Source organism: Terriglobia bacterium (assembly GCA_036496425.1).
In the GTDB taxonomy this organism is placed as follows: Bacteria; Acidobacteriota; Terriglobia; order 20CM-2-55-15; family 20CM-2-55-15; genus 20CM-2-55-15.
In genome coordinates this window covers 1-24,039 of the sequence record DASXLG010000220.1, presented here as the reverse complement: position 1 = coordinate 24,039, position 24,039 = coordinate 1, and the positions used below count along the sequence as shown (strand labels likewise).

General features: G+C 57.7%; 23 protein-coding genes. 11 read left to right on the top strand and 12 right to left on the bottom strand.

The features are described from left to right. Nucleotides 1-19: 19 nt before the first annotated feature. Together VGK48_15975 and VGK48_15970 are read right to left on the bottom strand one after the other, a co-directional pair. A complete protein-coding gene (locus tag VGK48_15975; protein HEY2382672.1) occupies nucleotides 20-697 on the bottom strand; it encodes a hypothetical protein in 678 nt (225 codons plus the stop codon). Between the two features lie 66 nt (nucleotides 698-763). Next, complete coding sequence (locus VGK48_15970) at nucleotides 764-976, bottom strand: hypothetical protein (GenBank protein HEY2382671.1); 213 nt, start codon at nucleotides 974-976, stop codon at nucleotides 764-766. A 139-nt stretch (nucleotides 977-1,115) separates the two neighbouring features. On the opposite strand from VGK48_15970, the gene VGK48_15965 reads away from it, so the two are divergent. After that, a complete protein-coding gene (locus tag VGK48_15965) occupies nucleotides 1,116-2,174 on the top strand; it encodes a patatin-like phospholipase family protein (protein ID HEY2382670.1) in 1,059 nt (352 codons plus the stop codon). A 7-nt stretch (nucleotides 2,175-2,181) separates the two neighbouring features. Here the strand turns inward: VGK48_15965 and VGK48_15960 are convergent, their stop codons facing one another. Together VGK48_15960 and VGK48_15955 are read right to left on the bottom strand one after the other, a co-directional pair. Beyond that, the gene (locus tag VGK48_15960) at nucleotides 2,182-2,526 is read right to left on the bottom strand and encodes an STAS domain-containing protein (protein HEY2382669.1); all 345 of its coding nucleotides are present in this window, start codon (nucleotides 2,524-2,526) and stop codon (nucleotides 2,182-2,184) included. Then, a complete protein-coding gene (locus VGK48_15955; GenBank protein HEY2382668.1) occupies nucleotides 2,523-2,957 on the bottom strand; it encodes an ATP-binding protein in 435 nt (144 codons plus the stop codon). Before VGK48_15955 ends, VGK48_15960 begins: the two co-directional genes overlap by 4 nt. A gap of 57 nt (nucleotides 2,958-3,014) precedes the next feature. Here VGK48_15955 and aroA point away from each other — a divergent pair, with 57 nt between their 5' ends. Beyond that, entirely contained in the window at nucleotides 3,015-4,313 is a 1,299-nt protein-coding gene (aroA, locus tag VGK48_15950) for a 3-phosphoshikimate 1-carboxyvinyltransferase (GenBank protein ID HEY2382667.1), read from the top strand. Nucleotides 4,314-4,323: 10 nt separating this feature from the next. Here aroA and VGK48_15945 read toward each other — a convergent pair whose 3' ends face one another. Both VGK48_15945 and VGK48_15940 read right to left on the bottom strand, forming a co-directional pair. Further along, nucleotides 4,324-5,586, bottom strand: coding sequence for a hemolysin family protein (locus tag VGK48_15945; protein HEY2382666.1), 1,263 nt, complete (start codon nucleotides 5,584-5,586; stop codon nucleotides 4,324-4,326). A gap of 13 nt (nucleotides 5,587-5,599) precedes the next feature. Continuing rightward, entirely contained in the window at nucleotides 5,600-6,109 is a 510-nt protein-coding gene (locus VGK48_15940; protein HEY2382665.1) for a CarD family transcriptional regulator, read from the bottom strand. Between the two features lie 97 nt (nucleotides 6,110-6,206). Between VGK48_15940 and VGK48_15935 the strand changes: the two genes are divergently transcribed. Then, entirely contained in the window at nucleotides 6,207-6,956 is a 750-nt protein-coding gene (locus VGK48_15935; GenBank protein ID HEY2382664.1) for a glycosyltransferase family 9 protein, read from the top strand. Then, entirely contained in the window at nucleotides 6,946-7,614 is a 669-nt protein-coding gene (locus tag VGK48_15930) for a class I SAM-dependent methyltransferase (GenBank protein HEY2382663.1), read from the top strand. Before VGK48_15935 ends, VGK48_15930 begins: the two co-directional genes overlap by 11 nt. A gap of 105 nt (nucleotides 7,615-7,719) precedes the next feature. Here the strand turns inward: VGK48_15930 and VGK48_15925 are convergent, their stop codons facing one another. After that, complete coding sequence (locus VGK48_15925) at nucleotides 7,720-8,532, bottom strand: helical backbone metal receptor (GenBank protein HEY2382662.1); 813 nt, start codon at nucleotides 8,530-8,532, stop codon at nucleotides 7,720-7,722. Between the two features lie 87 nt (nucleotides 8,533-8,619). Here VGK48_15925 and VGK48_15920 point away from each other — a divergent pair, with 87 nt between their 5' ends. Then, entirely contained in the window at nucleotides 8,620-9,804 is a 1,185-nt protein-coding gene (locus VGK48_15920) for a Xaa-Pro peptidase family protein (GenBank protein HEY2382661.1), read from the top strand. Between the two features lie 220 nt (nucleotides 9,805-10,024). Here the strand turns inward: VGK48_15920 and VGK48_15915 are convergent, their stop codons facing one another. Beyond that, nucleotides 10,025-12,169, bottom strand: a complete 2,145-nt coding sequence (locus VGK48_15915) for a prolyl oligopeptidase family serine peptidase (protein HEY2382660.1) — start codon at nucleotides 12,167-12,169, stop codon at nucleotides 10,025-10,027. 96 nt (nucleotides 12,170-12,265) lie between these two features. Here VGK48_15915 and VGK48_15910 point away from each other — a divergent pair, with 96 nt between their 5' ends. Then, on the top strand, nucleotides 12,266-12,634 hold the full coding sequence (locus tag VGK48_15910) for a hypothetical protein (GenBank protein ID HEY2382659.1): 369 nt from the start codon (nucleotides 12,266-12,268) through the stop codon (nucleotides 12,632-12,634). Nucleotides 12,635-12,639: 5 nt separating this feature from the next. Here VGK48_15910 and VGK48_15905 read toward each other — a convergent pair whose 3' ends face one another. The 4 genes from VGK48_15905 to VGK48_15890 form a co-directional block, all read right to left on the bottom strand. Continuing rightward, nucleotides 12,640-14,481: a tetratricopeptide repeat protein gene (locus VGK48_15905; protein HEY2382658.1), complete on the bottom strand. Its 1,842-nt coding sequence runs from the start codon at nucleotides 14,479-14,481 to the stop codon at nucleotides 12,640-12,642. Between the two features lie 159 nt (nucleotides 14,482-14,640). Next, nucleotides 14,641-15,051, bottom strand: a complete 411-nt coding sequence (locus tag VGK48_15900) for a hypothetical protein (protein HEY2382657.1) — start codon at nucleotides 15,049-15,051, stop codon at nucleotides 14,641-14,643. 146 nt (nucleotides 15,052-15,197) lie between these two features. Then, complete coding sequence (locus VGK48_15895) at nucleotides 15,198-17,870, bottom strand: phosphoenolpyruvate carboxylase (protein HEY2382656.1); 2,673 nt, start codon at nucleotides 17,868-17,870, stop codon at nucleotides 15,198-15,200. Beyond that, entirely contained in the window at nucleotides 17,870-18,952 is a 1,083-nt protein-coding gene (locus VGK48_15890) for a hypothetical protein (GenBank protein HEY2382655.1), read from the bottom strand. The genes VGK48_15895 and VGK48_15890 overlap by 1 nt, the downstream gene beginning before the upstream one ends. A 38-nt stretch (nucleotides 18,953-18,990) precedes the next feature. Between VGK48_15890 and VGK48_15885 the strand changes: the two genes are divergently transcribed. From VGK48_15885 to VGK48_15865, 5 genes are all read left to right on the top strand, one after another. Continuing rightward, complete coding sequence (locus VGK48_15885) at nucleotides 18,991-20,712, top strand: DUF885 domain-containing protein (protein HEY2382654.1); 1,722 nt, start codon at nucleotides 18,991-18,993, stop codon at nucleotides 20,710-20,712. Nucleotides 20,713-20,893: 181 nt separating this feature from the next. Continuing rightward, nucleotides 20,894-22,141 carry a peptidoglycan DD-metalloendopeptidase family protein gene (locus VGK48_15880; GenBank protein ID HEY2382653.1) on the top strand — a complete coding sequence of 416 codons (1,248 nt, stop codon included), beginning with the start codon at nucleotides 20,894-20,896 and terminating at the stop codon, nucleotides 22,139-22,141. 165 nt (nucleotides 22,142-22,306) lie between these two features. Next, on the top strand, nucleotides 22,307-23,290 hold the full coding sequence (locus VGK48_15875; protein HEY2382652.1) for a L,D-transpeptidase family protein: 984 nt from the start codon (nucleotides 22,307-22,309) through the stop codon (nucleotides 23,288-23,290). Between the two features lie 3 nt (nucleotides 23,291-23,293). Next, complete coding sequence (locus tag VGK48_15870) at nucleotides 23,294-23,782, top strand: M23 family metallopeptidase (GenBank protein ID HEY2382651.1); 489 nt, start codon at nucleotides 23,294-23,296, stop codon at nucleotides 23,780-23,782. 72 nt (nucleotides 23,783-23,854) lie between these two features. Next, on the top strand, nucleotides 23,855-24,039 hold a 185-nt coding region (locus VGK48_15865; GenBank protein ID HEY2382650.1), incomplete at its 3' end, for an SDR family NAD(P)-dependent oxidoreductase.

The following is a 24,039-nucleotide window of genomic DNA, read 5'->3' as shown; positions in this document are numbered from 1 at the left end:
TCATCTGCGGCTAAAAACCTCAGGTTTTCGTTTGGTACGGAGCATTCACTGCCTGCCAAAGCGAGAGCCAGGAGCGCTGAAGCAGATCGTGAATATGCTGCCATTCTGCTTCGGTCAGCTGGCCGCGTTCGGTCGAATCATCGCGTATGATCATGGCCTCGGCGCGGTATCGCGCATGTTCGGCGAATCTGGCTGCCGGAAGCTGATAGAGTTCGCCGGCGAGCTTGGCGAGCGCGCTATCCAGGTCCCCGGCAGCATGGCGCGATCTCTGCCGATGCACAATCCACCATGCGAGTTCGAGCCTGGCCGCCCGCTGGACGTCGAACGGAGTTTTGCTGACTTTGCGGATCGCCTGATAGTAGTCGAGCAGGTCCGGGAGGGCGCGTTCATAGTCTGTCCGGGTTTGCCCGTCTTTAAAAACAAATGCGCTCTTCGCCGCGTGAAAGGCGGCAACATACGATTGCGTTGCCGTCATGCGATATTGCGTGCGCAACAGAGAGATGAGCTGGTTGAAGAGCTTCAGATGCTCCTTCGCGTAGTACGACCGCCACATCTCGGTGTCCAGCCGAGCCACCTCTGCCGGATCAAAATCTCGAATGTCCGCGGAGACCGGCCGCCGAAAATCGATAGTGAACCATACCGCTGCCACCCCGCCCAAAGCGGCAGCCGCGAGAGCTATTTTCCCGAGAACTTTCATCGTTGTTAATTAATACGCTATCCCGTTCGTTTCCGGCCGGCGGCGATCGGCGAAATCTGAGCGGCCCTAGTCGCGCCGGATGTCCACGATGAAGCCGTTTTTACACACCCCGCCGTCTTTCAATGCAGGGATGACCGATTGGAACGAGTCTTCGTTCGACGTGAATTGCTGTTGGAATCGGCCGCCACTCTCGGAAAGCTCGCTTACCATCCGCCAATGCGCGCCGTCGGCAGTCGTGCCCGGCAGGGATTCCAGGTGGCCGGATGACGGGAAAGCCAACAATACACTGGCGATAAGAACAAAGGGGGCTCGCGCATAGTCATAAAGTATAGATCCAAAAGTCGGGCCCCCACGTCCAAATAGACTTAGGCGCTGCATAAGGAATCTGAACTGCAACATAGAGAACGGGGAAGGGTACATGGATGTAATGATTCATGGCGTAAATCCCAGCGGCACAATCGATTTGCTCAATGAGCGGGCATATTGGTGGCAGCGGGGCAAACCGCCTGCTGATGGCCGCAAGGTCGGTTTAATCGTCGAGGGCGGCGCCATGAGAGGCGTCATTTCGTGCGCCGCACTGATGGGTCTTGAAGAACTCGGAATGACGCATTTATTCGACGAGGTCTACGGCGCCTCCGCGGGAGCCGTGAATGCCGCATATTTTCTGGCGGGCCAGGCCGCTTACGCCACGACGATCTACTATCAAAAGATCAATAACACACGCTTCATTCGCCGGTTGTGGCACAGGAAGATCGTCGACATCGATGATCTCTTCAACTCGATCATCGCCTGCGAACGCCCGTTGCGTGTCGACAAGGTTCTTGCCTCGCGATCCAGGCTGCTGATTACGATCGCCGATGCCTGTACAGGCGAAGCCTTCCTGACGGAAGCCCAATCCAGTTCGACGCCGTTGCTCACCCTGCTGAAAGCGAGCGCAGCCATGCCGCTCTTCTACAACGGACTTGTTCCGGTCGACGGCCGCGACTGCTTCGATGGCGGATTGATCAATCCGTTGCCTGTGCTGGAGGCAATGGCATCCGGATGCACGGACCTGCTGGTACTTTTGACCCGCCCCGCCAGCTTCAGAGAGTGTGTTCCGAGCCGGCTGGAACAGCGCCTCTTCAATATGCGATGCGCGCGCGGCAGTTCTCAGTTAATGAAGGCGTTCTGCGGTACTCATGTGAGGGAGAACGCGGTACGCGATATCGTGTTGGGACTCGAGCCCGTGCCGGACGGAATCAACATCGCGACGATCTGCCCGGAAGAGAAAGATCCCAGGGTGGAGCGGATGACCCGGAGTACGGAAATCCTGAGAGCCGCGGCTATCGGCAGCGCAAAACGCACGCTGCGGACATTCGGACGCGAGGTGAGGGATTTCGTCGAGGTCCTGAAGCCGTATCCGCCCGTCCAGACTGCGGGAGAAACGGTCGCGCCGGCCGCGCCGGCGTCCGATGATTCATCATTAACCGCGGCGTGATCGCGGTTTACTTCATGGTCTTCAGCGCTTCGGCCTCGCTGTTGAAGACTTCGAACACAGTCAGCAGCTTTGTGATCTGCAACAGGTCCTGCACACGGGTTGTGAGGTTCAGCAGCTTGAGCAGCCCGCCCTGGTTGCGGACAGTTGTAAACGAACTGACGAGTTCGCCAAGGCCCGAGCTGTCGATGTAGTTGACGTCCGCAAGATTCAGAAGAAATTTACGGTCGCCTGCGCTGAGCAGCTTCTGAATATGTCCGCGCAGGACAAGCGTGCCCTCACCCATGGTAATGCGGCCGCTGAGATCTAAAATGACGACGTCGTCCAGGCGCCGCGGCTTGAGCACCAGGCTCATTCGGCATCTCCCCGAAGCTTCTTGACCATCCGAAGCCGGCATCCGCCGCCCTCACGCTGCGACAGATCCACTTCGTCCATAAAGGATCGAATAATCAGGATCCCGCGTCCGCTGGGCTTCAGCAGATTAGCCGTGTCGGTGGGATCGGCAACCTTGTCCATTTTGAATCCGCCGCCCTGATCTTCGACGATGATTTCGATGCTGTCTCCATTGGATGAGATCTTGAGAGTGGCTTGCTTGGCGGGATCGGCTTTGTTGCCGTGCTGAATGGCATTGATCATCGACTCGCTTATCGTGAGTTCGATCCAGTGCGCCATGTCGTCGCTCAGTTTGTATTCGGTGATGGCCTGCTGAACCAAGCTATGAACTGTTTCCATCTCTTCGAGCCGGCTCGGGATTGTCAGCTGGAAGCTCCTGGGCTTCGAAGTCATCGAACCTTGGTAACACGAGGGTTTTTCAAAGTCAATGACCATGCTACCCTGAGGCATATGTCACATGCTGATCGTCTGGAAATCACGCCAGCCGTGAGACTCGGCGGGGCCACAACAGTTCCGGGAGATAAGGCGATCAGTCACCGTCTGGCGATGATGGGGGCCATTGCCGAGGGAACGACAGTCATCCGCAATTTTGCGGAGAGCGCCGATTGCGCCAGCACGCTCGAATGTCTCCGCCGGCTGGGCGTGACGATCGATCGACAGGGCTCGACGGTCACCATAAAAGGCCGCGGGCTTCACGGTCTCGAGAAACCAGCCGCCGGGCTCGACGCCGGCAATTCGGGCACGACGGTCCGCTTCATGGCCGGCCTGGTTTCGGGCTTTTCCTTCGAAACTAAATTCACAGGTGACGAATCGCTCTCACGGCGGCCGATGAAGCGGGTTATCGATCCGCTCCGGCGTTTCGGCGCGTCGATCGAGGCCAGAGACGACAACTATCTGCCGTTGAAGGTCAGCGGCGGCCGTCTCAAGCCGATCGACTTCACGCTGCCTATTCCCAGCGCGCAGCTCAAATCGTGTGTGCTGCTTGCAGGCCTTTATGCCGCTGGCACGACGCTCGTCTACGAGCCGGTTCCTTCCCGCAACCATACGGAACTTGCGTTGGCGGAATTCGGAGCCCGCATCCGGACGTCCCCGAACACGATCGAGATTGACGGCGGCCATCCGCTGCGCGGCAGGGAGTTCACCGTGCCTGGAGATGCGTCCTCGGCCGCTTTTTTCATCATTGCCGCCTTGATCGTTCCGGGATCGCGCCTGGCGCTGACGAATATCGGGCTGAATCCGACGCGCTCCGGTCTGGTCCATCTTCTCGAGGATCGTGGCGCCAGGATTGCAGTTGCCGGCCTGTCGGCCGCAGGCGGCGAAGCGGCCGGCGATATTATCGTCGAGAATTCGGACATCCTCGGGTTGGAGATCGGCGGTTCGTGGATTCCGAATGTCATTGACGAGATTCCTGTCCTCGCTGTCCTCGGCACCCGTACGCAGAACGGTATTCGCATCCGTGATGCGTCGGAGCTTCGCGTGAAGGAAAGCGATCGTATCCGCGCCGTCGCGACAAACCTTCGTGCTCTGGGCGCCGAAGTGGAAGAGTATCCGGACGGATTGTTTGTGCCTGGAAGGCAGACCCTGCGCGGCGGAGTGGTCGATTCCTTCGGGGATCATCGCATTGCGATGGCCTTTGCGGTCGCCGGGCTGGTTGCTGACGGGCCGGTCACAATCAAGAACCCGGGTTGCGTCGGGATTTCGTTCCCTTCATTCTTCGACATCCTCGCGAAGATTCGACAGGGGGATTAGGGGCAACTCCCTACGCCGGTTTGGGAATACCGACAGGAACGACCCGCGTCATCCGGACGCGCATGATGCGGCGGCCGATCATCTGCTCCACGCGGAACACGCAATCCTCGAAGACGATTTCCTCCCCTTCTTTCATGATGTGTCCGGATCTTGCGAGCAGGAAACCCGCCAGCGTCACATACTGGCCGTTTTCAGGGATGTTCAGCGTCAGTCTTTCGTTGAGTTCCCGGACCGAAATGCTGGCATCGATGCGCATACTGCCGTCGGCTTGAGGCGCAACGGAATCCACTTCGACATCGTGCTCATCCTGAATCTCGCCGACAATCTGTTCGATGAGGTCCTCGAGTGTCACGATGCCTTCGACGCCTCCGTGTTCATCGACGACGATGCCAAGATGGGTCTGGGCATTTTGAAGCAGCCGCACGGCATTGTTCAGCCGCGCCGTATCCGGAACAAAAACCGGCTTCCGCAGAAGCTGCGACAGCCGGAATGTTTTCGGATGATGCAGATAGGGCATCAGGTCCTTGCCGTGCAAAATGCCGACGACGTTGTCCAGCACGCCCTGGTAGATCGGAAAACGCGAATAACGGGTGCTCTCGACAATGAGCAGCATGTCCTCGAACGGCGTGTTGATGTCGATCGCGGTGACTTCCATTCGCGGGACCATCACGTCTTTGACCTGCCGTTCGGAAAATTCGAGAACGCGTTCAAGCATTCGCGCATGTTCCTGGGTCTTGCTGTTGAGCAACGCCCGCAGTTCCGCGTCGGACGCGCCGGCTGCCGCATCCGGGATGTGGCGCACACTGCGGAAGAAAAGGCCGGCGATCTTGATTCCATACTTTGTCACCGGATAGAACAGCCGCATGGCGACTTCGATCGGCAGCACCACTCTCATGCCGATCCGTTCGGGGTATCGCGCTGCCAGCGCCTTCGGTCCGAGCTCGCAAAAGAGGAGAATCAGGAGGGTCAGAACGATGGTTTCGGCGGCGAGCGCAATGTTGAGTGCCTGGGGGCTGAAGACAAATCGCGAGACAATCGCAGCCGAGACGGTCGCCGCGCCGATATTGGCGAAGTTGCTTCCGAGGAGCAGCGTCGCCAGCAGTCTTTCCGGAGACTCCAGCCAGGCGGCGAGCGTCTGCGCCGGCTTATTGCCCTGAGATGCAAGGTGCCGGACCTTATACTTGTTGCTTGCGAAGATTGCCGTTTCGGACAGGGAAAAGAACGCGGACAACAGAAAAAAGGCAAGCAGGGGCAGAATTAGGATCGTAACCATTAAGGAGTGGGTTTTAGGCCACTGGAACTTTGCCGCACGCTTTCGTGACGGCTTTCTCGATCCGGTCCTCGATTTCCAGCTCGGCCAGATTCATGACCGTGGAAAGCTCGGAAATAAGGAGGAATCGAGCTCGATCCAGCATCCGCTTTTCGCGGAACGACAGTGGCTTTACCCTGCTAAGATACACCAGATTCTTAAAGACTTCGGCAACATGGGCAATCGAACCCGAGCGCATTTTCTCGGAGTTCTCCTTGAAGCGGTCTTTCCAGTCTTTTTGGCTGAAGAATTGATTACTTGCTAGAAACGAAAGGAGTTGTTCGACGTCGCGGCGCTCTATGATCTTACGAAGCCCAACGTCTCCCGCGTTCGCCGTGGGCACCATGACGAGAATGTCGTTGGAACAGATCCTGAGGAGGTAAAATCGCTCGAATTTACCTGCAACTAAGCGATTCGAAATCTTTTCGATGATTCCAACACCGTGGTTGGGGTATACAACTTTATCGCCTATCTCAAATGTATCCATTAATTCCTACCGAAACCACAACATTGTAACGATAATCCGGACCTCCGTCAAGGGTGAAGCGGCTTGAAGTCCACGCCCGGCGCGGGTTTTGTAAAGAATGAGAAAAATATTGGTCGTTCGGATGTGTGCCGTCGGCGACTTTGTTTTCAATCTGCCGGCTCTGGCTGCCATACAGAAAGTCCATTCGAATGCGCGGTTTACACTGGTCGGCAACGCCTCCACGCTGGCCTTGGCAGGAGCCTTCGTGGCGGTCGATGCAACCTATTCCATCGACACCCGGCCCTGGTCGCGCCTCTTTTACGAGCCCCTCCCGGAACTCCCGGATCTGGAGTTCGATGCCGCCGTTGTCTGGATGAAAGATCCGGTCCTCGCCGACAATCTGCGTGCCTCGGGGATTCCTAACGTGGCATGCGAGCAGCCCTTTCCCGCAGCCGGTCATGCCGCGGATCATCTGTTGCGGACTTTGCATCTGGGGAGGCCGGATCTGCCGGACCTGTGGGATTCCACGGACGGGGAGATCCTGATCCATCCCGGCAGCGGCAGCCGCGCGAAAAATTGGCCGTACTTTCCGAAACTGCAGCGCCGTCTGCCCGGAACGCGACGGATATCTTCGGAACTGCCGCTCGTTGAACTCATGAGGGAGATCGCGCGCTGCCGGATGTTCATCGGCAATGATTCCGGCATCACCCATCTTGCCGCCTATATCGGCTGCCCGACCCTCGCGCTTTTCGGACCGACAGATCCGCGGACATGGGGGCCCATCGGGCGCCGCGCAAGAGTCATCTGGAAATCGAACCTTGAAGATATCTCCGTGGATGAGGTACTACTCACAGTTCATGGAACGTAGACCGGAACCTGAATTGATGGACGAACAGGATCAGGCCGCGGCATATGCCGCGGCAGATTGGAGTGAATCGCACGGAAAGATTGCCGGCTATTTCCGCGAAAGGTTTCCGAAGTTTGTCAGCGGCCAGGCGCTCGACCTGGGATGCGGGCCCGCAGACGTAACCGTGCGGTTTGTGAAAGCCTTTCCGTTGGTCGTCGCTGTGGGCGTCGATGGCTCCGAGGCGATGCTGGCGTACGGCAGACGGCGAGTGAAGCAGGAGCACCTCGAGTCCCGCATCACGCTCGTGAATCATTTTCTGCCGGATGCGGCGCTTGAGACGCAAGAGTTTGACGCGATCATCTGCAACAGCCTGCTTCACCACTTCGGCGATCCGGTCGCTTTGTGGAGAACCGCCGCGAAGTGCGTGAAGCCTGGATCACCGGTGCTGATGGTCGATCTGCTCCGCCCTCCCGATCACGACAGCGTGGTTCGACTGGTGAATGCGCACGCGAAGGACGCCCCGGACATCCTCCAGCGCGACTTCGTTGCCTCGCTCCATGCGGCATATACGGTGGATGATGTCCGCGCGCAACTGGATGCCGCCGGTCTGCCGCAGTTCAAGGTGGAACAGGTGGATGAGTTGCACCTGGTGGCTTGGGGTGTAAGAGCCGCTATCTGATCCTAAAGGACCCTATTGGAGGTTGTATCATTCGAGGTTTCTGCATTTCAAATTGAGAACTGGAAAAACCTCGAATGATACAACCTCCAATTCGGCCCCGAATCCCTACTTCCCCCGAATAATCTCCGATAGTCTTTGTGCCGCGAGCCCAAGGCTCGGGCCTGGGACCAGAAAGTACGATTCTCCTTCGATATAGATCCGGCCTTTCGCCAAGCCGAGCTTTTCCCAGTCCTTTTTGCGTTGGGCGGCGGCAGCAGGATCGACCGGCGGTGTCAGTGTCTCCACAATAATGTCGGGTTTCCGGCTGATGACGTCTTCCAGCGTGGGTTGAATCGTCTCCTGATCCACGTCCCCGAAAATATTGCGGCCACCCGCCATCTCGATCAGGTCGTGCTGAAAGGCGCGCCGGCCGGCGCTGTAAAAAGACCCGAGCGTGCCGGCCTCCCGGCTATGGACGAGCAGAACCTTGGGCGCCACGACGGGTGCGCGGGCACGCACATCATCGAACGTCTTGCGAAGTCCCTGGACCATCTGTTGTGAAGCCTCTTCCGCGCCGGCAACCTTTCCAAGATCCAGCATGAATTGCAGCGTCTGTTCGACGTTTCCGTGAACGTAAGGAAAGGTCGGAATGCCCACAGCCCGGAGGTGTTGTTGCAAACCGTCCTGTGTTCCATAGGTGATCACCAGGTCCGGGTGCATCGCGATGATCTTCTCGATGTCCGGATCGATGAGCCCGCCGACTCGTTGCTTTGTTTCGACCTCCGGAGGGAAGCGATCGAAGTTGCTTACTCCGATCACCTTGTCTGCCAGGCCGAAAGCAAAGAGCGCTTCTGTAACACTCGGCACGATGGAGATGATGCGCTGTGGCGGGCCGGCCTTCGGTGGCTGCGGTGCGTGAGCGCAGGAAAACAGGAACACAAGAAGCACAAGAGGCGCAAAACATCTTGTGCCTCTTGTGCTTCTTGTGTTCCTGTTCCCGATCACTTTGCCGACGCGTATATTATCATGAGCTTCATGGAACTCACGGAGTACGTGCCGCGCGAAGAACTCGAACGACGATGGGTAAAGGTCCGGCGATTCATGGATTGTGATTCGCTGGTGATTCTGCAGAATGTTGATCAGTTCTACCTGACAGGCACATTGCAGAACGGCGTCTTGTGGTTTCCGCGCGAGGGCGAGCCGTTACTGGCGGTCCGGAAGAGTTTTGAACGGGCGAAAACCGAATCGGCAGTCAGGAACATCGTTCCCTTGAAGACGTATTCGGATCTGCCGGCGCTGATTCCGAATCCGGGCGAGACCGTCGGCTTCGAGACGGATGTCCTCCCTGTCGCCACGTTTCAACAGGTATCGAAGCATTTTGCGAAATCGAAGATCGTCGATGGATCCACTCCCGTCCGCAATGCCCGCGGAGTCAAGACGCCTTATGAAGTGGAATGCATCCGCCGCGCGGCAAAGCAGCTCGACACCATGTTCCTGGACATCCCGTCGCAGTTGCACGAAGGACTGCCGGAGTTCGAACTGGCAGCGCGAATCGAGTACGTTCTGCGGATGGCAGGGCACCAGGGTTTCACGCGCGTGCGGCGCTTCAATATGGAGATGCATTACGGCGCCGTTTCTTTTGCCGAGACGGCGGCATATCCGCACGCCTTCGATGGGCCCGTCGGCGTGCGCGGGCTGTATCCGGCGGCGCCGATGATGGGCAGCCGCAGAACGCTCAAACGCAACGAGCCGGTGATGATCGATATCTGCGGCGGATATGCCGGATATATCGCGGATGGCTCCCGAACGTACTCGGTAGGCTCCGTCTCGCAGCAGATGCGGGACACGCATCAGTACATTCTGGAATTGAACAGCTGGATTGAAGACCAGCTGCGGCCGGGGAATATACCCAGCCGGATCTACCAGGATATTCTCGACCGCGTGGCCAAAACTCCGTTCTCAAGACATTTCATGGGCGCCGGAGAGAACCAGGTCCGCTTTGTCGCGCACAGCGTGGGGCTGGAGCTGGACGAGACTCCAGTGATCGCTCCGAAGTTCGATTCGCCGCTCGAGCCGGGAGTGGTTTTCGCTGTCGAACCGAAAGTGTTTTATCCGGGTCTCGGCGGCGTCGGAGTGGAGAATACCTATCTCGTTACGGGCGGGATGTGCGAACGCCTGACGCTGTGTCCCATGGATATATTTGAAAATTAGCCACAAAAGGCATAGCGCGGCTATGCCGCAACCAAACCTGTTTAGCCGCAGATGACGCGGATGACGCAGATGGGGGCGCAACAAGACGGCTTAGAATGTGCCCCATCTGCGTCATCTGCGGCTAAACAAGTGTGTCAAAAAAACTAAAACTTACGACCTGAATTTCAACTTTAGAACTGCAAAAACTTCCAATGTTGCAATGGTGCAATAAGATCCTTTGCTAATTTCCGCTTTTCGGTTGGAGAGTCCTCTCGAAAAACTCCGCCATCGCCGTAATCGACGTCTTCCAATTTCTCCACAAAAGCGCGTCATGCACGTCATCGGGCAGCACAAGCTCCTCGACCTTCACGCCTCTCTCGACGAGCCGCTGCTTCAGATCGACCGTCTGATGGAACTCGACCGTACGGTCGTCATCACCGTGGATCAGCAGCACCGGCGACTTCCAGGTCTTGATCGCCGCAATCGGGGACGATTCGAATTCCACCTGCAGCGCCTTTTTCAAATCCGCCTCGGTGATGCCGTCGCCGACGATGGCATGAGCGAGCGTTGTGGTGTTCACGGCAGGGAGCCGGTCCTCGACGCCGTGCACATCGACGCCCGCGGCGAAAACATCGGAGTTGCGTCCGAGAGCGAGTGCCGTGAGGTAGCCGCCCAATGAGGCTCCCCAGACGCCGATTCGATTCGGATCGACGTCTGGCCGCGATTGGAGATACTTGCCTCCGGCCAGAATGTCCCGGTATTCCTCTGCGCCCCGCGCTCCCGTGTTCTCGGCAAACTGAAACGCCTGGCCGTACCCGACGCTTAAGCGGTAATCCACCGAGAGGACGATGAAGCCGCGGCTCGCCAGATATTCGTTGGCTGCATAGTCGTTCGCATATTCCCAGCGATTATGGAATCCCAGCAACATCTGGCGCGGGCCTCCGCCGTGAATGTAGACGACTGCAGGGCGCCGGGCCGCGCCGCCGGCCGGCTTGAACAATTGGCCGTGCGCTTCGACTCCATCCGAGGCACGGAAACTGACGAGTTCCGGGGTTGCGAGTTCGGAGCTGGGATAGTCCCTGGCCAAGAGGTTGCCGGCTACATTGATCTGGTTTCCTCCGCCAGTGCTCGGAAGTACCGCCGGCGCCGGCGGCCGTTGCGCGCTCGAATTCAGGAATGCAACCCGCCCGCCGGCGGTGACTACCGGGCTCCACTCGATTCCTGTTCCGCTGGTAAGCGCGTGTTGCGGCGTCCCTTGGATCGCCAGCGCATAAAGATGACGACGGTCGATGTCGTTCGGATCGGGGCCCGTGTTCGCGGTAAAAACAATCGACCGGCGATCCGGCGTCAGTACGAATTGTTCAACCATGAATGAGCCACGGGTCAGCAATCTCGGCGGGGTGTTTGCGCCGGGATGTTGAAGGGCGTACAGGTGTGGAAATCCATCCCGATATGACATGAAGACGAGCGTGTCGTCCGCGGCCCAACGAATTCCGATCCCGCCGGGATTCTGCACGATGGGATCGATAGGAGATTCGCCGCTCATGACGACGGGCGTTGCCGGAATGTTCTCCGGATTTGCTGAAGGCATAGCGGCGACCATCACGCTCCAGGGTGTATCCACTCGCGCGAGCGGCGAGCGAGGCGTCCCGCCGTTTCCGGGTTGGCGCAGGAATGCGATTTTTCTGCCGTCCACCGACCAGACGGGTTGCGTATCACGCGAGGTGGACGGCGCGATGAAACGGACTGGCTGATCCGGCGCGTAGAGCCCGATGAAGCTGTGGTCCGTCCGGTTCGACACGAAGGCCAGCGTCCTCCCGTCCGGCGACCATTCGAGCGATCCGCTGTTTCCGCGCGCATAGAAAAGTTGCTGCGGTTGTTTCGATCCATCGAGAGCAGCGATCCAGACCTGGTGATTTCGAACAAATGCGACACGGTCCGAATCCGGCGCGAGGGCCGGTTCGTCTCCGTCGCCGATGAGCCTGGGTGTGCCGCCTGTTGCCGGAACAGACCAAATCTGGATCCGCGGTTGCACCGGCAGCCCGGCCGGATTCGGAGGCGGCTGGTCTCCGCGCGTGTTTCCGTGATCGCCGCCGCGCACATAAACGATCGCTTTACCGTCGTGCGAGAAGGCCAGCTGCGTCAGTTCCAGGCCATCGTCCTGCGTGTATTCCGTCACGTGGTGTGCTTCAAATCCCGGACCGCTCGCCGCGAAGATATTGCGGACGCCTCGCTCATTGAACGTCCACGCGATGGTCGAACCCACTGGTGAAGCGATCAGGTTATCCGGCGAAGGGAAGCCGAGGACTTGATCGACGGTAAATCCGCGGCCCTGGGCATAGGTGAGAAAACAGAAAGACACGAGGGCAAGGAGTTTCGTTTTCATAAGCGCTGGCCTCCGAAAAGTCGGTCCGTTCACAGGATGATATAGTGTCGCGGCGCGCAGGCGGAGCGCAAGCGCGGCAGCGCGCAGCATTACACAATGAAGAAGAAGCAGGCGTTGACATTTGTGTTCTTCTGCGGGATTTTCCTGCTGCTCGTCATGATCGCCAACTCCTTCGTTCCAGTGCCTGTTTCGAAGGAGCAGGCGATCATGACGTACCTCCAGGAAAACTTCGGAGATTCGAAAACCGCCTGGCTGGATACGATCGATTCGATTCAGACGGCGGGAACGACCGTTGTGGTCACCACGCGGAAATCGAGACACAACGATGCCATCGAGATTTGCGAGGCGGTATCGATGTTCATCTATGTCCCGACGACCAGTAAGCAAGCCCTCACCGATATTCAGGTGCAGTCTTCAGGAAAGGTGATCGCGAGACGAAGCGGTGTGAATGATCATTGCGGATGACGAGCTTATTGAATTGACGCGAGGTTCTGCTCGGCGACGGCGTAATGCGGGCGGATCTTCAAGGCTTGTTCGAACTCCGTCTTTGCTTCCGGAATCCTGCCCTGCTTGATGAGGACCTCGCCGAGGCTGTTGTGCGCGAGGTGCTGCTCCGGATCGAGTCGAAGCGCTTCCTGGAAATGTTTTACCGCGCCGTCGAGATCTCCCAGCTTAGCCATGGTGCTTCCGAGCTGATATTGCGCGTCGGCAAACTGCGGATCGATCTGGACCGCCCGCTCCTGGTGAATCCGGGCTCCAGCGAAGTCGCCCATTTTGGCCAGCACCATCCCGAGATTGTCTTCGGCAAGCGAGTACCGGGTATCCAGAGCGACGGCGCGTTCAAGGTGGAATTTCGCTCCCGGCAGATCCCCCAGTTCGTCCAATACGATTCCCAGATCGTTGTGGACTTCGGAATTCCGGGGATCCGTTTTCAGCGCCCGCTCGAAATGCGGCCGTGCTGCCGCGGGATCCTGCTGGTCGGCGAGCAGGACCCCAAGAAAAATGTGAGCCGGAAGCATGTCCGGTCCGAGTGCCAGCGCCTTTTCGTAATGAACTTTCGCTTCGCGAAGCTGGCCCTCTTCCTGAAGCTGGCGCGCAATCTGATAATTCGCCAGAGGCGAATTCGGAAACGCGTCGTAGACGTCTTCGTAGACCTGCATCGGCGGCACCGCTCCTCTCGATTCCACCGCACCAAGGATGACGGCGGGCACGATGAAGAGCGGCCACAGCAAAGCCTGCCATCCCCAGGCCGGGGTCAGCGATACCCACTGCGCGGGTTCCGTGGCCGTACGTACTCCGAGGGCTTCGCCGGTGCCGGTCTCACGAATCTTCCAGATAAACCCATCGAGGTAGTAATGCAGCAGCGCAGCCGAGGTCACGATCGAAGCCACAATGCGCACGATGATATCGTTGTGAAACAGGCTCCAGGCATGTGTCAGCATTCCGAAAACCAGGCATAGCGCGACATAAGCCGCGGCCATCAGCGCGCTGGGGCGGAAAAAGAATCGAATGAAGGAGCCGGCTTCGGGGTTCTTGCGCGTGCGGCTGAGGTTGAAGAACCACACGATCGCGAGATATTGGACATCGTGCCAGGCTTCAAACATCAGCAGCCCCATCTTCGGCCGTTGAACGACGGAGTTGGTGTATGTCAGGTAGGCAAACGTGACGATGATGAAGATGAACTTCAAGGGATTCGGCTTATGGCCCTGGCGCATCGCTTTAGCGATCTGGACGACATAGTAGGCCGTGGCCGCAGTCGTTACCGCAACCCAGGCACGCGTGAACCAGACGAAAACAGAGGCTGGAATGTAGGCGCCGCCGCTCTCGTAATAATTCGTGACGTAGGACGGCAGATCGTTGTGCAGTACGAACGCCGCCATTCCGAACCACAACAGGCAAATAGCCTGGTCCAGCCATCCGGGCATTCTCGCGCTTGAATCGGATTTCGCGTCGTAAATGCGTGCGAATCCGTAGGACTGCATCATCCAGTGCCACATTCCCCAGATCGTGGTCAGGAGAAGAACCGCGTGGAGATTGCGGTAGGCAAACAAGGTCGTCGCCGTAACGATGAAAAGCGGCGCCGCGATCAGCCTGGTCCGGAATCGGCGGAATAAAGCCCGATCTCCGTACGCCCGCAACATGCCCGGAAGGTAGTGACCCATTGCCAGCACCAGGGCAAACGCCAGCAGTCCGTCCATCCAGGCTCCATACTGTGCGGCGGCAAATGCGAGGAGGATCAGGACCGGGGTAAACATGACCAGCGTCGTGTCCTGTAAAGGGCTGAAAATCCAGTATTGTTTGTCTACTGCCATTGTCCGGTGAGTACTTTAGTTTCCCGGGCGCGGGGCAGTCAATGGCCCGAAGGTGGGGGAAATCAACACCCCCATGTTGAAATAGACAAAAACAAAAAGCCCGCTCGGATTTCTTCCGAACGGGCTTTTTGTTCTACTACTCAGTATGAATGTTTCTTATTAGTCAGAGACGGGGATCGATTTGATCGAATAATCTTTGACGACCTGTTTCTGGGAGTCGTTCAACAGGGCCATCAGATTTCGCTGATTGGCTAACTCCGTGTTTTTCAAGGCTTTCTCTGCTGCGTCAAGCGAAAGTACAGCCGTGGCGGTCAGTGTCGGATCGCCTTTGGCGATGGCTGCGCTGAGCGTATCCTGTGCCGCCTGAACGTTTTGCGCCAGGGTGCGGACCTTCGCAGTCTGGGACATCAACAGAGCCTGGATCTTAAATACCTGGGCATCAGAGAGATTGAGGTCCTGCACCGAGGTTGCGGACGTGCTGTGGAACTGCTGCGCATGGGCGGTCAACCCGGTTAAAGTAATGGCCAGTAAGGCGGCAAGTGCGAACTGAGTTGTGCGTCGAAGTGTCATTGTTTGCGTCCTTTATAAGATGTATTACGGTTATGTAACAGCTCTGCTTTCTTCTTACACTTGCTAATACGCCGCAGCGGTCGGCAAGGATACACTTCCAGAACACCTTCGTCCACAATTTTTATGATTTTTACATTTCCGGGGTTTTAGCCCGTATTGCGCAGGCCCGCGGAAATGCCGTGCATTGTCGCTGCGAGGGTGTTCCTCAGCTCGGGAGTATCCATCCCGGTTCTCTTCCGGCGGAGCAGATCCACCTGAATCAGGCTCATCGGATCGACATAAGGATTGCGCAGACGAATCGATCTGGCGAGAACACGATTGGTTTCCAGCAGCTCTTTTTGATTCGTGACGCGCAGAACAGCTTCGTTGCTGCGCGCGAATTCTTCCTTGATCAGTCCGAACATCCGATGACGCAGTGTCTCGTCATCAACCAGTTCGGAATAAAGCTGCGCGATCGCCATGTCCGATTTTGCCAGGGCGATTTCGACGTTACGGACCAGATCGGCGAATAAAGGAAATCCCTCAAGCATTGCATTCAAAAGTTTCTGGTCCTGAAAACGATCGAGCGCATATCCGACGCCGAACCAGCCGGGCAGCCCGTGCCGGCTTTGCATCCAACCGAAAACCCACGGAATGGCGCGGAGCTCGTCCAGGTCCCGGCTCGGTTTTCGCCGCGCCGGCCGCGAGCCGATCTTCGCAAGATCGAACTCGGTTGCCGGCGTTGCAGATTCGAAATAGGGAATCGTGTCCGGATTATCGCGGATCGTCCGGATGTAGTACTCATATGCGTCGCTCGACATGCTATCCATCGCGCTTGCCCATTCCGGGTTGAATGGAATACTGCTGGGCCTCAGCAAGGCCTCGAGCGCTGCTGCAATCATCAATTCGATGTTGCGTTCGGCGAGGATGCGGTCGGAATACTTCCAATTCAGGACTTCGCCCTGTTCGGTAATCTTGAGCTGTCCGGTGAAGGCGCCGGGAGGTTGCGCCACAATCGCCTGATGCGTTGGTCCACCGCCGCGGCCGACCGTTCCGCCGCGGCCGTGAAACAGCTTGAGCTGAATTCCGCATCCGGCGGCGCAGCGATGGAGCGCGTCATGCGCTTTATACAGCTCCCATGTGCTGGTGAGCATGCCGCCGTCCTTGTTCGAGTCGGAATATCCCAGCATGACTTCCTGCCTGCGCCCGCAGTTGTCGAGCATTTTGGAGTATGCGGGATCCCGCCAGATCCGGCGGCAGACATCTGCGCTGGCTCGAAGGCTTTCGATCGATTCGAACAGAGGAACGGGCTGCAGGCGCGCCGGGTCGATGCCTCCCAATTCCGCAAGCCATTTAAATGAGAGAACGTCTTCGGCGCAGGTGGCGCCACTGATGATGTAGCTCTGGAGAGCTTCCGCTGGATACGCCTGCTGAAGCCGTCCGATCGTGCGCAAGGTGTCGAGCAGGTCGCGCGCATCGTCCGTTTTCAGCCGGTCGTCTTTAAGCGCTTGCAAGGCCGCGGCATGAACGCGCGCGTGCTGCCGTATGTCGAGCGTATGAAGGTAAAAACCGAAAGTGTCCGCCTGACGGATCAGCGGATCGATGAGCAATCCCGCCAGCCGTCCGCCTTTGTTGGCACGCAGGCTCTCACGCATGATTCTCAGGTCGCTCAGGAAGTCGCTTGCGAACCAGTAACCGCGTTGATCGTCTTTTTGGTCGAGCGCGAGTTTCAGCCGGAATGCGATACAGCTGGCGAACTGGCGGTATGGCTCATCGGGTCTGTCCGCGATCTCGAAATCAAGGTAGTTCAAATAGTGCTTCAGCTGGTCTTGAAGCTCGCTCGATACACCTGCATGTGTGATCGATGAACTGAGTTGCCGCCGCAGTACGTCCATCATCTGGATGTAGAACGCGATAACGGAATGGCGCGCGGCATTCAGAGCTCTCTCCGTGCATTCCGGTGTGACGTGGGGATTGCCGTCGCGGTCGCCGCCGATCCAGGAACCGAACTGAAGCATGCGAGGAAGCTCCGGAGATTCGAGAGGCGCTGCCCAGATATCGCGGATATCCTGAGCGAGAACGTCGTACAAGCCGGGCACGGTTTCCAGGAGGACACGGCTGTAGTCCAGGCCCATGTCGATTTCATCAAAGACGGATGGGGGGTTGCGCCGCACTTCCTCGGTCTGCCAGAGAGCCGTGATCGCCGCAGCGATCTGTTCCTGGATTTCTGCGGCCTTTGCGTCAACGAGTGGAAGGACGTCGATGGCCTCCAGCAGTTCGGAAATCTGCGTTCTTTTCCATAGCACCGTCCGGCGGGCAACTTCGGTCGGATGGGCCGTGAAAACCGGTGTCACGACAATTTGCCGCAATGCTGCCAGCATGGTGTCCAGTGTCATTCCAGCTTTCCGGATCCGAACCAGCGTCCCTTTGAATGTTCCCGGTTGAGGCGCTGCGTCAGGCGCCAGTTCCGCGGCGCGCCGCCTGCGTTTGCGATGGTTGGTCTCGGCCAGATTCGTCAGCTCGAAGTAAATGCTGAAAGCCTTGGTAAGCGCCGCTGCATCGCCTGTCGAAAGACCGCGGATGATTTCATGTGCGGGGCCAAAACCGCCATGATCTGCGCGGTGAGCGATGGACAGCTTCCGAAGAGTCTCGACCTTCAGAAACAGCGGTTCGCCTTCCTGTTCCCTGATGACGTTTCCAAGCAGGTGGCCGAGCGAGCGGACGTCCCGCCTCAGAGGTTCTTCCTTGATGTCCGGGGGGACGCCGGCAAGTTCGTTCAGCCGCTGATGTTGATCTGCGGCTCGCCAGAAAAGATCGCCGCCGGGTACTGGAGGGGCCATTAGAAGCCGAGATTTCCGAAGTTGGGTGTACCGCCGCGCTTGATGTCCGCGATCCAGATCTCGAGAGCGTCCTGGCCGCGCGGCCACAATGAAAGGCACTTCCCGAGGTATCCGAGCACGGCGTCGCGTTCACCTTTTTCCAGGAGTTCCTTCGCCAGGATCAGGATCGGACCTGAAACGGCGATGTCTCTTTCGGCGGCAGGACCGGCCGAAGCGAACAGGTATTGCTCCGCGCCGGGAATGTCGTTCGAGCGCAGCGCGACGCGGCCCAGAATCGTGTTGGCCCGCTGTGGGGCAGCGCGATCCTGGCCCTGAAGGTAGATCTTCGCGAGTGCGGCCGCAGCAGGCAGATCGCCGACTTTAAACGCATCCTGAGCCATGTCTCCGGCGAGAGTTTGCCGCGCCGCCGGAGCCGTCGTCAGTTCCAGCACTCGCTTATAGGATTCGATCGCTCCCGCCGCCGGATCGCCGATGTTCTCGCCGGGGATGCCGGACATTCGATACAACTGAGCGAGTTCGGTTGGCCACTGCCGGTTGTCCGGCTCTCTGGCTGAAATCTGATGGATCAGTTGATCGGCTTCGGCCGGATCCTTGCTGAAAAAGAATTTCTCGGCGTCCTTCATTACGGCCAGATCATCAGGATGGGATTCGATGTTCTTCGTCCACAGGTCGAGGATTTGTGCGTTTCCGTCGTGGTCATCGGGCAGATCGCGGAGGCTGGGCTCTGCCGTCGCCGGATGTTCCGGATGATGCTGAATCATCCAGAGAACATGCTCCCTCAGCCGCGCATGGTCGGTATTCGTACGGGTATTGACGCTGTAATAACCTATTAAAATGAGCCGTGCATCGATTTTTTCCGGCGTCTTTCGAAGCTCGCCCTCAAGCTCCTCCGCCTTGGCTTTGGAGATCGTCTTCCCGGAGTAGAGTAGAAGGATGGAGTGGACAGATTCCGGTTCCGACAGCCCCAACGGATCCGGTGCGCTTGCCGACGGTGGACGGGGGACACGCCTCTGTGCGTGCAAAGCAGCGGTCTGCGTCGCGAAAAGTGCAACTAATCCCGCCAGCAAAAAGCTTCGAGGCATTATGAATATGTACTATAACTCACTGGAGGAGTTAGAGCATGCAACGACATCTATTGTTCATTCTGGTACTCCTGTCCGCCGGTTGCGGCAGTCCGAAAACCGAGACTCCTGCCGGCAGCCCGGCGCCGGCAGGTCAGGATTTCGAAAAGCTTACCGATGATCTTCTTTACGGCAGCCTGGCTTTGTCGCCCGTGAGCGCCACTCAGACGGGATACCACGTGCACAACGGGGTCCAACTGGACGAAATGATCGACGATTTCAGTCCGGCCGGCATGGACGCGCAGCGCAAGTTCTATCAGGATTTCCAGACTCGTGTGAATGGGTGGAACGCGGGTTCCCTCGATAAGGAGCAACAGGCGGACCTTGAAATCATGAAGAACGATCTCAATCTCTACCTCCTCGACCTGACCACGATTCAGAGCTACAAGCACAATCCCACCATTTATGTCGAACTGGCCGGCAATGCCCTATTCGAACCTTCTGTTCTGAACTATGCCCCCCTGGATATGCGTTTTGGCCAGATCATCAAACGGCTCGAGAAATTTCCCACCCTTTTCGCGCAGGCGAAAGCCAACCTGGTGGATTCACCGGAGATCTGGAATAAGGTCGCGAGAGAAGAGAATGACGGCAACATGGACCTGATCGATAAGGAACTGCGTTCAAAGGTGCCGGATCCTCAGAAAGCCGACTACGAACGCGCAGCAACTGCTGCACTCGCGGCGCTGAAAGATTTCACCACCTTCCTCGAGAAGGACCTCTCGAAGAAAACGAGCGACTGGCGGCTGGGCAAAGAAAACTATGCGCGCAAGTTCGAGTACACGCTGGTAACGGGGAAGGCGCCCGAGCAGTTGCTTGCCGAAGCGGAAGCCGATCTCCAGACCACGCGCCAGGAAATGGAAAAGCTGGCTGCTCCGAAGACCGTCGAGCAGGCGCTTAACGATATCGCCAAACAGCATGCGGCGCCGGATACTTATTTGGATCAGGCGAAGAAGGATCTGGCGGAGGCGACTGCATTTGTGCGGGAAAAGGATTTGCTGACGCTGCCGCCGCGTGCCAATCTTGAAGTTATACCGACACCGGAATTCATGCGCGGTATCTATGCCGTCGGCGGCTTTAACGCAGCTCCTCCTTTAGAGCCGGAACTTGGCGCATTCTATTGGATCACTCCGATTCCCAAGACCTGGCCGAAGGATCGCGTCGAATCGAAACTTCGGGAATATAACAACTATGGATTGCAGCAGCTGACCGTGCATGAAGCCATGCCCGGTCACTATGTTCAACTCGAATATGCGAATGACGTCCAGCCCAAATCGCGGCGTCTGTTGCGGGATGTATTCGGCAACGGTCCTTATATAGAGGGCTGGGCCGTTTATACGCAGCAGTTGATGACCGATCAGGGATATCCGGACAACAGCCAGGGAATGCATTTGACCTGGGACAAACAGCTGCTCCGAGTTCTCGCGAACACCATTCTTGATGTCCGCCTGCAAACCATGGGGATGACGGACCAGCAGGCCCTCGATCTGATGATCAAGGACACCTACCAGGAAAAGGAAGAGGCCACCGCCAAGCTCCAGCGCGCAAAACTGTCATCCTGCCAGTTGCCCATGTATTACTCAGGATGGAAGGGCTGGCTGCAAACCCGCGATCATTATAAGCAGAAACAGGGCAGCAACTTCTCTCTCAAGGACTTCCACGAGAAGGCTTTAAAGGAAAGCGCGGTTCCGGTCCCTGTCCTGGACCGGTTACTCAACCAATAGTGGAAGGAACCACAAGAAGTTTTATTGGAAGTTGCATCATCCGACGTTTCTGCATTTCAAATTTGCAATGCAGAAACGTCGGATGATGTAACTTCCAATGAGTCTTTTATGGTTTCTTCCCCTTCCTCCGGGATGTCCTCTGGTTTATAGTACTTAGGCTATTTGCGTTTCGGAGGTTGAAGTGGGAGTTTCAGGGCGAAAGTCGGGATTGATCTGGTCGTTGCTGATTGCGGTGTTCATCACTGTGGTGCCCCGTTACTGGGACTACAAGATCGATTCTATCCCTCCGCTTCTGACTCTTCCGCCCGTCCCCGCGGTTCCCAAGACCGAAGTCGTTGAAGACACGATTCATAAGAACACGACCCTGGTCGCGACACTGGTCGATTACGACGTTTCTGCCCAGATTGCCACCGAAGTGGCGGATCTTGTGAAACCCGTCTTCGACCTGAGGAAGCTCCGGTTCGGCAATGCGTTCCGGCTGGAGAAAGAGATCGACGGGACGCTCAAAGCATTCGAATACAAAATCGACGATGAAAGCGTCCTGAAAGTCCATAAGGCGACGGACTCATACGAAGCCAAAGTCGAAAAGCTGGACCTCGAGACCCGGGAAAAAACCATCACCGCTGAGATTCACACTTCGCTCTGGGAAGCGCTTGGCGATCTGCCGAAGCGGGAATACCTCGCGACCGAACTGGCCGAAATGTTCCAGTGGGAAGTCGATTTCAGTAACGAGATCCAGCCGGGAGACCAGATCCGCCTGATCGTCGAGGAGTCGTTGCACGACGGCAATTTCGTTAAATACGGCAGGGTTGAAGCCGCTGAGCTTGTGAATTCGGGGCGCCGTTACCGCGGTTACCTGTTCAGCGATTCCTATTATGACGAGAAAGGTGTTTCGCTGAAGCGCGCCATTCTGGCTTCGCCCTTGAAATTTACGCCGCGCATCACTTCTGGCTTTACCAGCCGCCGCATGCACCCCATTCTTGGAGTGGAACGCGCCCACCTTGCCACCGACTACGGTGCCCCGACCGGAAGCCCTGTCGTCTCGGTCGCAAACGGAACGGTTACCTTTGCGGGATGGGATAGCGGATACGGCAATCTCGTCCGCATCAAGCACGCCGGCGGGCTAACCAGTGGGTACGGCCACCTGTCCAAGATTGCGGCTGGCGTCCAGCCGGGTCATGCGATCAAGCAAGGCGAACTGGTGGGCCTGGTGGGACAGACCGGCCTGGCCACAGGCCCGCATCTTCACTTCATGATGGCCAAGAACGGCACCCCGATCAATCCTGTTCCCTCGCTGAAGAAGGGTGAACCTGCGCTCCCCATCGAGGGCAGTATTAAAGCCGAGTTCGCCAAGTCGATCGTTCCGGTGCAAGCCAAGCTGGACGCGCTCGATTCCAACTCCCCGGCATTGACAGCGGCTCGTCGATAAAAACAGCCATTAAAGAAACCTGCTGACGGCCTTTATGAATCTTGCAAAGTCGCCGAGATCATACAATAGAGCCGAAGCTGTAGGCCGCTTGGATCTCCCGCCGCTCTGACACGCATGAGCACAGATATGCCGGGGCTGCGGCATGGAGCGTGCAGCTAATGAGGTATGAACTGGAACCGCCGGCTTTTAGCGGCGGCCACAGCAATTCTGCTCACATTCGGGCTACACGCTGGACTGGCCGCCATTTCCATTAATACTCCAAAGGCAATTGAAGATCGATCGGACACTGCCGAGGTGCGGCCCGAGGCCTCCGCAATGCGGGTGGTGCGGGCGCAAATCCTCCTGGATCGAGCCCGGTTTTCCCCGGGCGAGATCGACGGCCACTATGGCACAGACCTGGGGATTGCAATCAAAGGCTATCAGGAAGCGCACGATCTGAAACCGGACGGCGTTATCGGGCCGCAGATGTGGAAATTGCTGAACGAAGACCAACGGCCTTTGCTCAAGTCCTACACGATCTCGGCGGCGGATGTTCACGGTCCGTTTATGACGATTCCCAAGGATGTTGAAGAGCAGGCGCGCCTGAACTGGATGGGATACGAATCGGCCGCGGAGGGACTGGCCGAGAAGTTTCATCTGTCGCGGCGGCTGCTTGCCGAATTGAATCCCGGCAAGAGCTTCGACAAGGCCGGCGAGGCCATCGAAGTTCCTGCCGTCGAGCGGGGCCCGGTACGGCACGCCGTTCGCGTCGTGGTTTCGAAATCGAAGAGGACGGTTTCGGCATATGCAGCCGGCAACAAACTGCTGGCGCAGTATCCCGCCACGATGGGCGGCGAGCACGACCCATTGCCGATCGGGCATTGGACCATCAATGTCGTGCAGCGCTATCCGTGGTTCTACTACGATCCCGTACACTTCTGGAACGCGAGTCCCGACGAAGCCAAAGCGAAGCTGCCTCCGGGCCCCAGGAACCCGGCCGGCGTCGTGTGGATGGGACTCTCCAAGAAACACTACGGCATTCATGGAACGCCCGATCCCGGCCGTGTCCGTCACGGCGAATCTTATGGCTGTATCCGCCTGACAAATTGGGACGCCTTGGATCTATCGCACATGGTCGTGCGCGGAACGCCGGCGATTCTCGAGGAATGACGGATGAGCCTGCTCGCGGCTATGCTTGCGTTGTGGCTCGCCCAGTCCCTCGCCCACCTCGGATCACCGCTTCAGGGATTGAAACCGGGTGATCTCCACGACACGTTCAAGGAAGTTCATAACGGGCATCCGCATGAAGCCATCGACATCATGGCTCCGCGTGGCACACCTGTACACGCGGTAGTCCCTGGAACCATACGCAAGTTGTTCCTGAGTAAAGCCGGCGGCAACACGATCTACGAATTCGACGAAGCCGGCCAATACTGTTACTACTATGCGCATCTGGACCGTTATACCGACGGCCTGCGTGAAGGCATGCACATCATGCCTGGCGATATCATCGGTTATGTGGGCTCCACCGGTGACGCGGACGCCCGGGCGCCACACCTGCATTTCGCCGTTTTCGAGCTCGGGCCCGGGAAAGAATGGTGGAAAGGCAAAGCGATAGATCCCTACCTGAGTCTGGTCGAAGCCCTGAAAGACAGCCGCTGATCTGAGAATCGATCGAGCTTGGATATCTGTGCCTTCAAGACTTTGATAATGTGGAGGCCGAGGTATTGAGCGATGAGTCCAAGATTCGCAGATCGAAATGTTCTGGTGACAGGCGGCGCCGGAGGATTGGGCCGCGCCGTCACGCAAGCATTTCTTGAAGAAGGCGCCAACGTCATTGTGACGTATCGCAAGCAGGAGGAATTCGATGCGTTCCGGAATCCGCCGCGGCTGGAGGGATTTATTGCGGATGTAACCGA

Excerpts from the sequence above, each read along its gene's own strand:
- VGK48_15975 (HEY2382672.1), bottom strand. The coding sequence starts at position 697 with ATGAAAGTTCTCGGGAAAATAGCTCTCGCGGCTGCCGCTTTGGGCGGG.
- VGK48_15965 (HEY2382670.1), top strand. The coding sequence starts at position 1,116 with ATGGATGTAATGATTCATGGCGTAAATCCCAGCGGCACAATCGATTTG.
- VGK48_15960 (HEY2382669.1), bottom strand. The coding sequence starts at position 2,526 with ATGAGCCTGGTGCTCAAGCCGCGGCGCCTGGACGACGTCGTCATTTTA.
- VGK48_15955 (HEY2382668.1), bottom strand. The coding sequence starts at position 2,957 with ATGACTTCGAAGCCCAGGAGCTTCCAGCTGACAATCCCGAGCCGGCTC.
- aroA (HEY2382667.1), top strand. The coding sequence starts at position 3,015 with ATGTCACATGCTGATCGTCTGGAAATCACGCCAGCCGTGAGACTCGGC.
- VGK48_15945 (HEY2382666.1), bottom strand. The coding sequence starts at position 5,586 with ATGGTTACGATCCTAATTCTGCCCCTGCTTGCCTTTTTTCTGTTGTCC.
- VGK48_15940 (HEY2382665.1), bottom strand. The coding sequence starts at position 6,109 with ATGGATACATTTGAGATAGGCGATAAAGTTGTATACCCCAACCACGGT.
- VGK48_15935 (HEY2382664.1), top strand. The coding sequence starts at position 6,207 with ATGAGAAAAATATTGGTCGTTCGGATGTGTGCCGTCGGCGACTTTGTT.
- VGK48_15930 (HEY2382663.1), top strand. The coding sequence starts at position 6,946 with ATGGAACGTAGACCGGAACCTGAATTGATGGACGAACAGGATCAGGCC.
- VGK48_15920 (HEY2382661.1), top strand. The coding sequence starts at position 8,620 with ATGAGCTTCATGGAACTCACGGAGTACGTGCCGCGCGAAGAACTCGAA.
- VGK48_15915 (HEY2382660.1), bottom strand. The coding sequence starts at position 12,169 with ATGAAAACGAAACTCCTTGCCCTCGTGTCTTTCTGTTTTCTCACCTAT.
- VGK48_15910 (HEY2382659.1), top strand. The coding sequence starts at position 12,266 with ATGAAGAAGAAGCAGGCGTTGACATTTGTGTTCTTCTGCGGGATTTTC.
- VGK48_15905 (HEY2382658.1), bottom strand. The coding sequence starts at position 14,481 with ATGGCAGTAGACAAACAATACTGGATTTTCAGCCCTTTACAGGACACG.
- VGK48_15900 (HEY2382657.1), bottom strand. The coding sequence starts at position 15,051 with ATGACACTTCGACGCACAACTCAGTTCGCACTTGCCGCCTTACTGGCC.
- VGK48_15895 (HEY2382656.1), bottom strand. The coding sequence starts at position 17,870 with ATGGCCCCTCCAGTACCCGGCGGCGATCTTTTCTGGCGAGCCGCAGAT.
- VGK48_15890 (HEY2382655.1), bottom strand. The coding sequence starts at position 18,952 with ATGCCTCGAAGCTTTTTGCTGGCGGGATTAGTTGCACTTTTCGCGACG.
- VGK48_15885 (HEY2382654.1), top strand. The coding sequence starts at position 18,991 with ATGCAACGACATCTATTGTTCATTCTGGTACTCCTGTCCGCCGGTTGC.
- VGK48_15875 (HEY2382652.1), top strand. The coding sequence starts at position 22,307 with ATGAACTGGAACCGCCGGCTTTTAGCGGCGGCCACAGCAATTCTGCTC.
- VGK48_15870 (HEY2382651.1), top strand. The coding sequence starts at position 23,294 with ATGAGCCTGCTCGCGGCTATGCTTGCGTTGTGGCTCGCCCAGTCCCTC.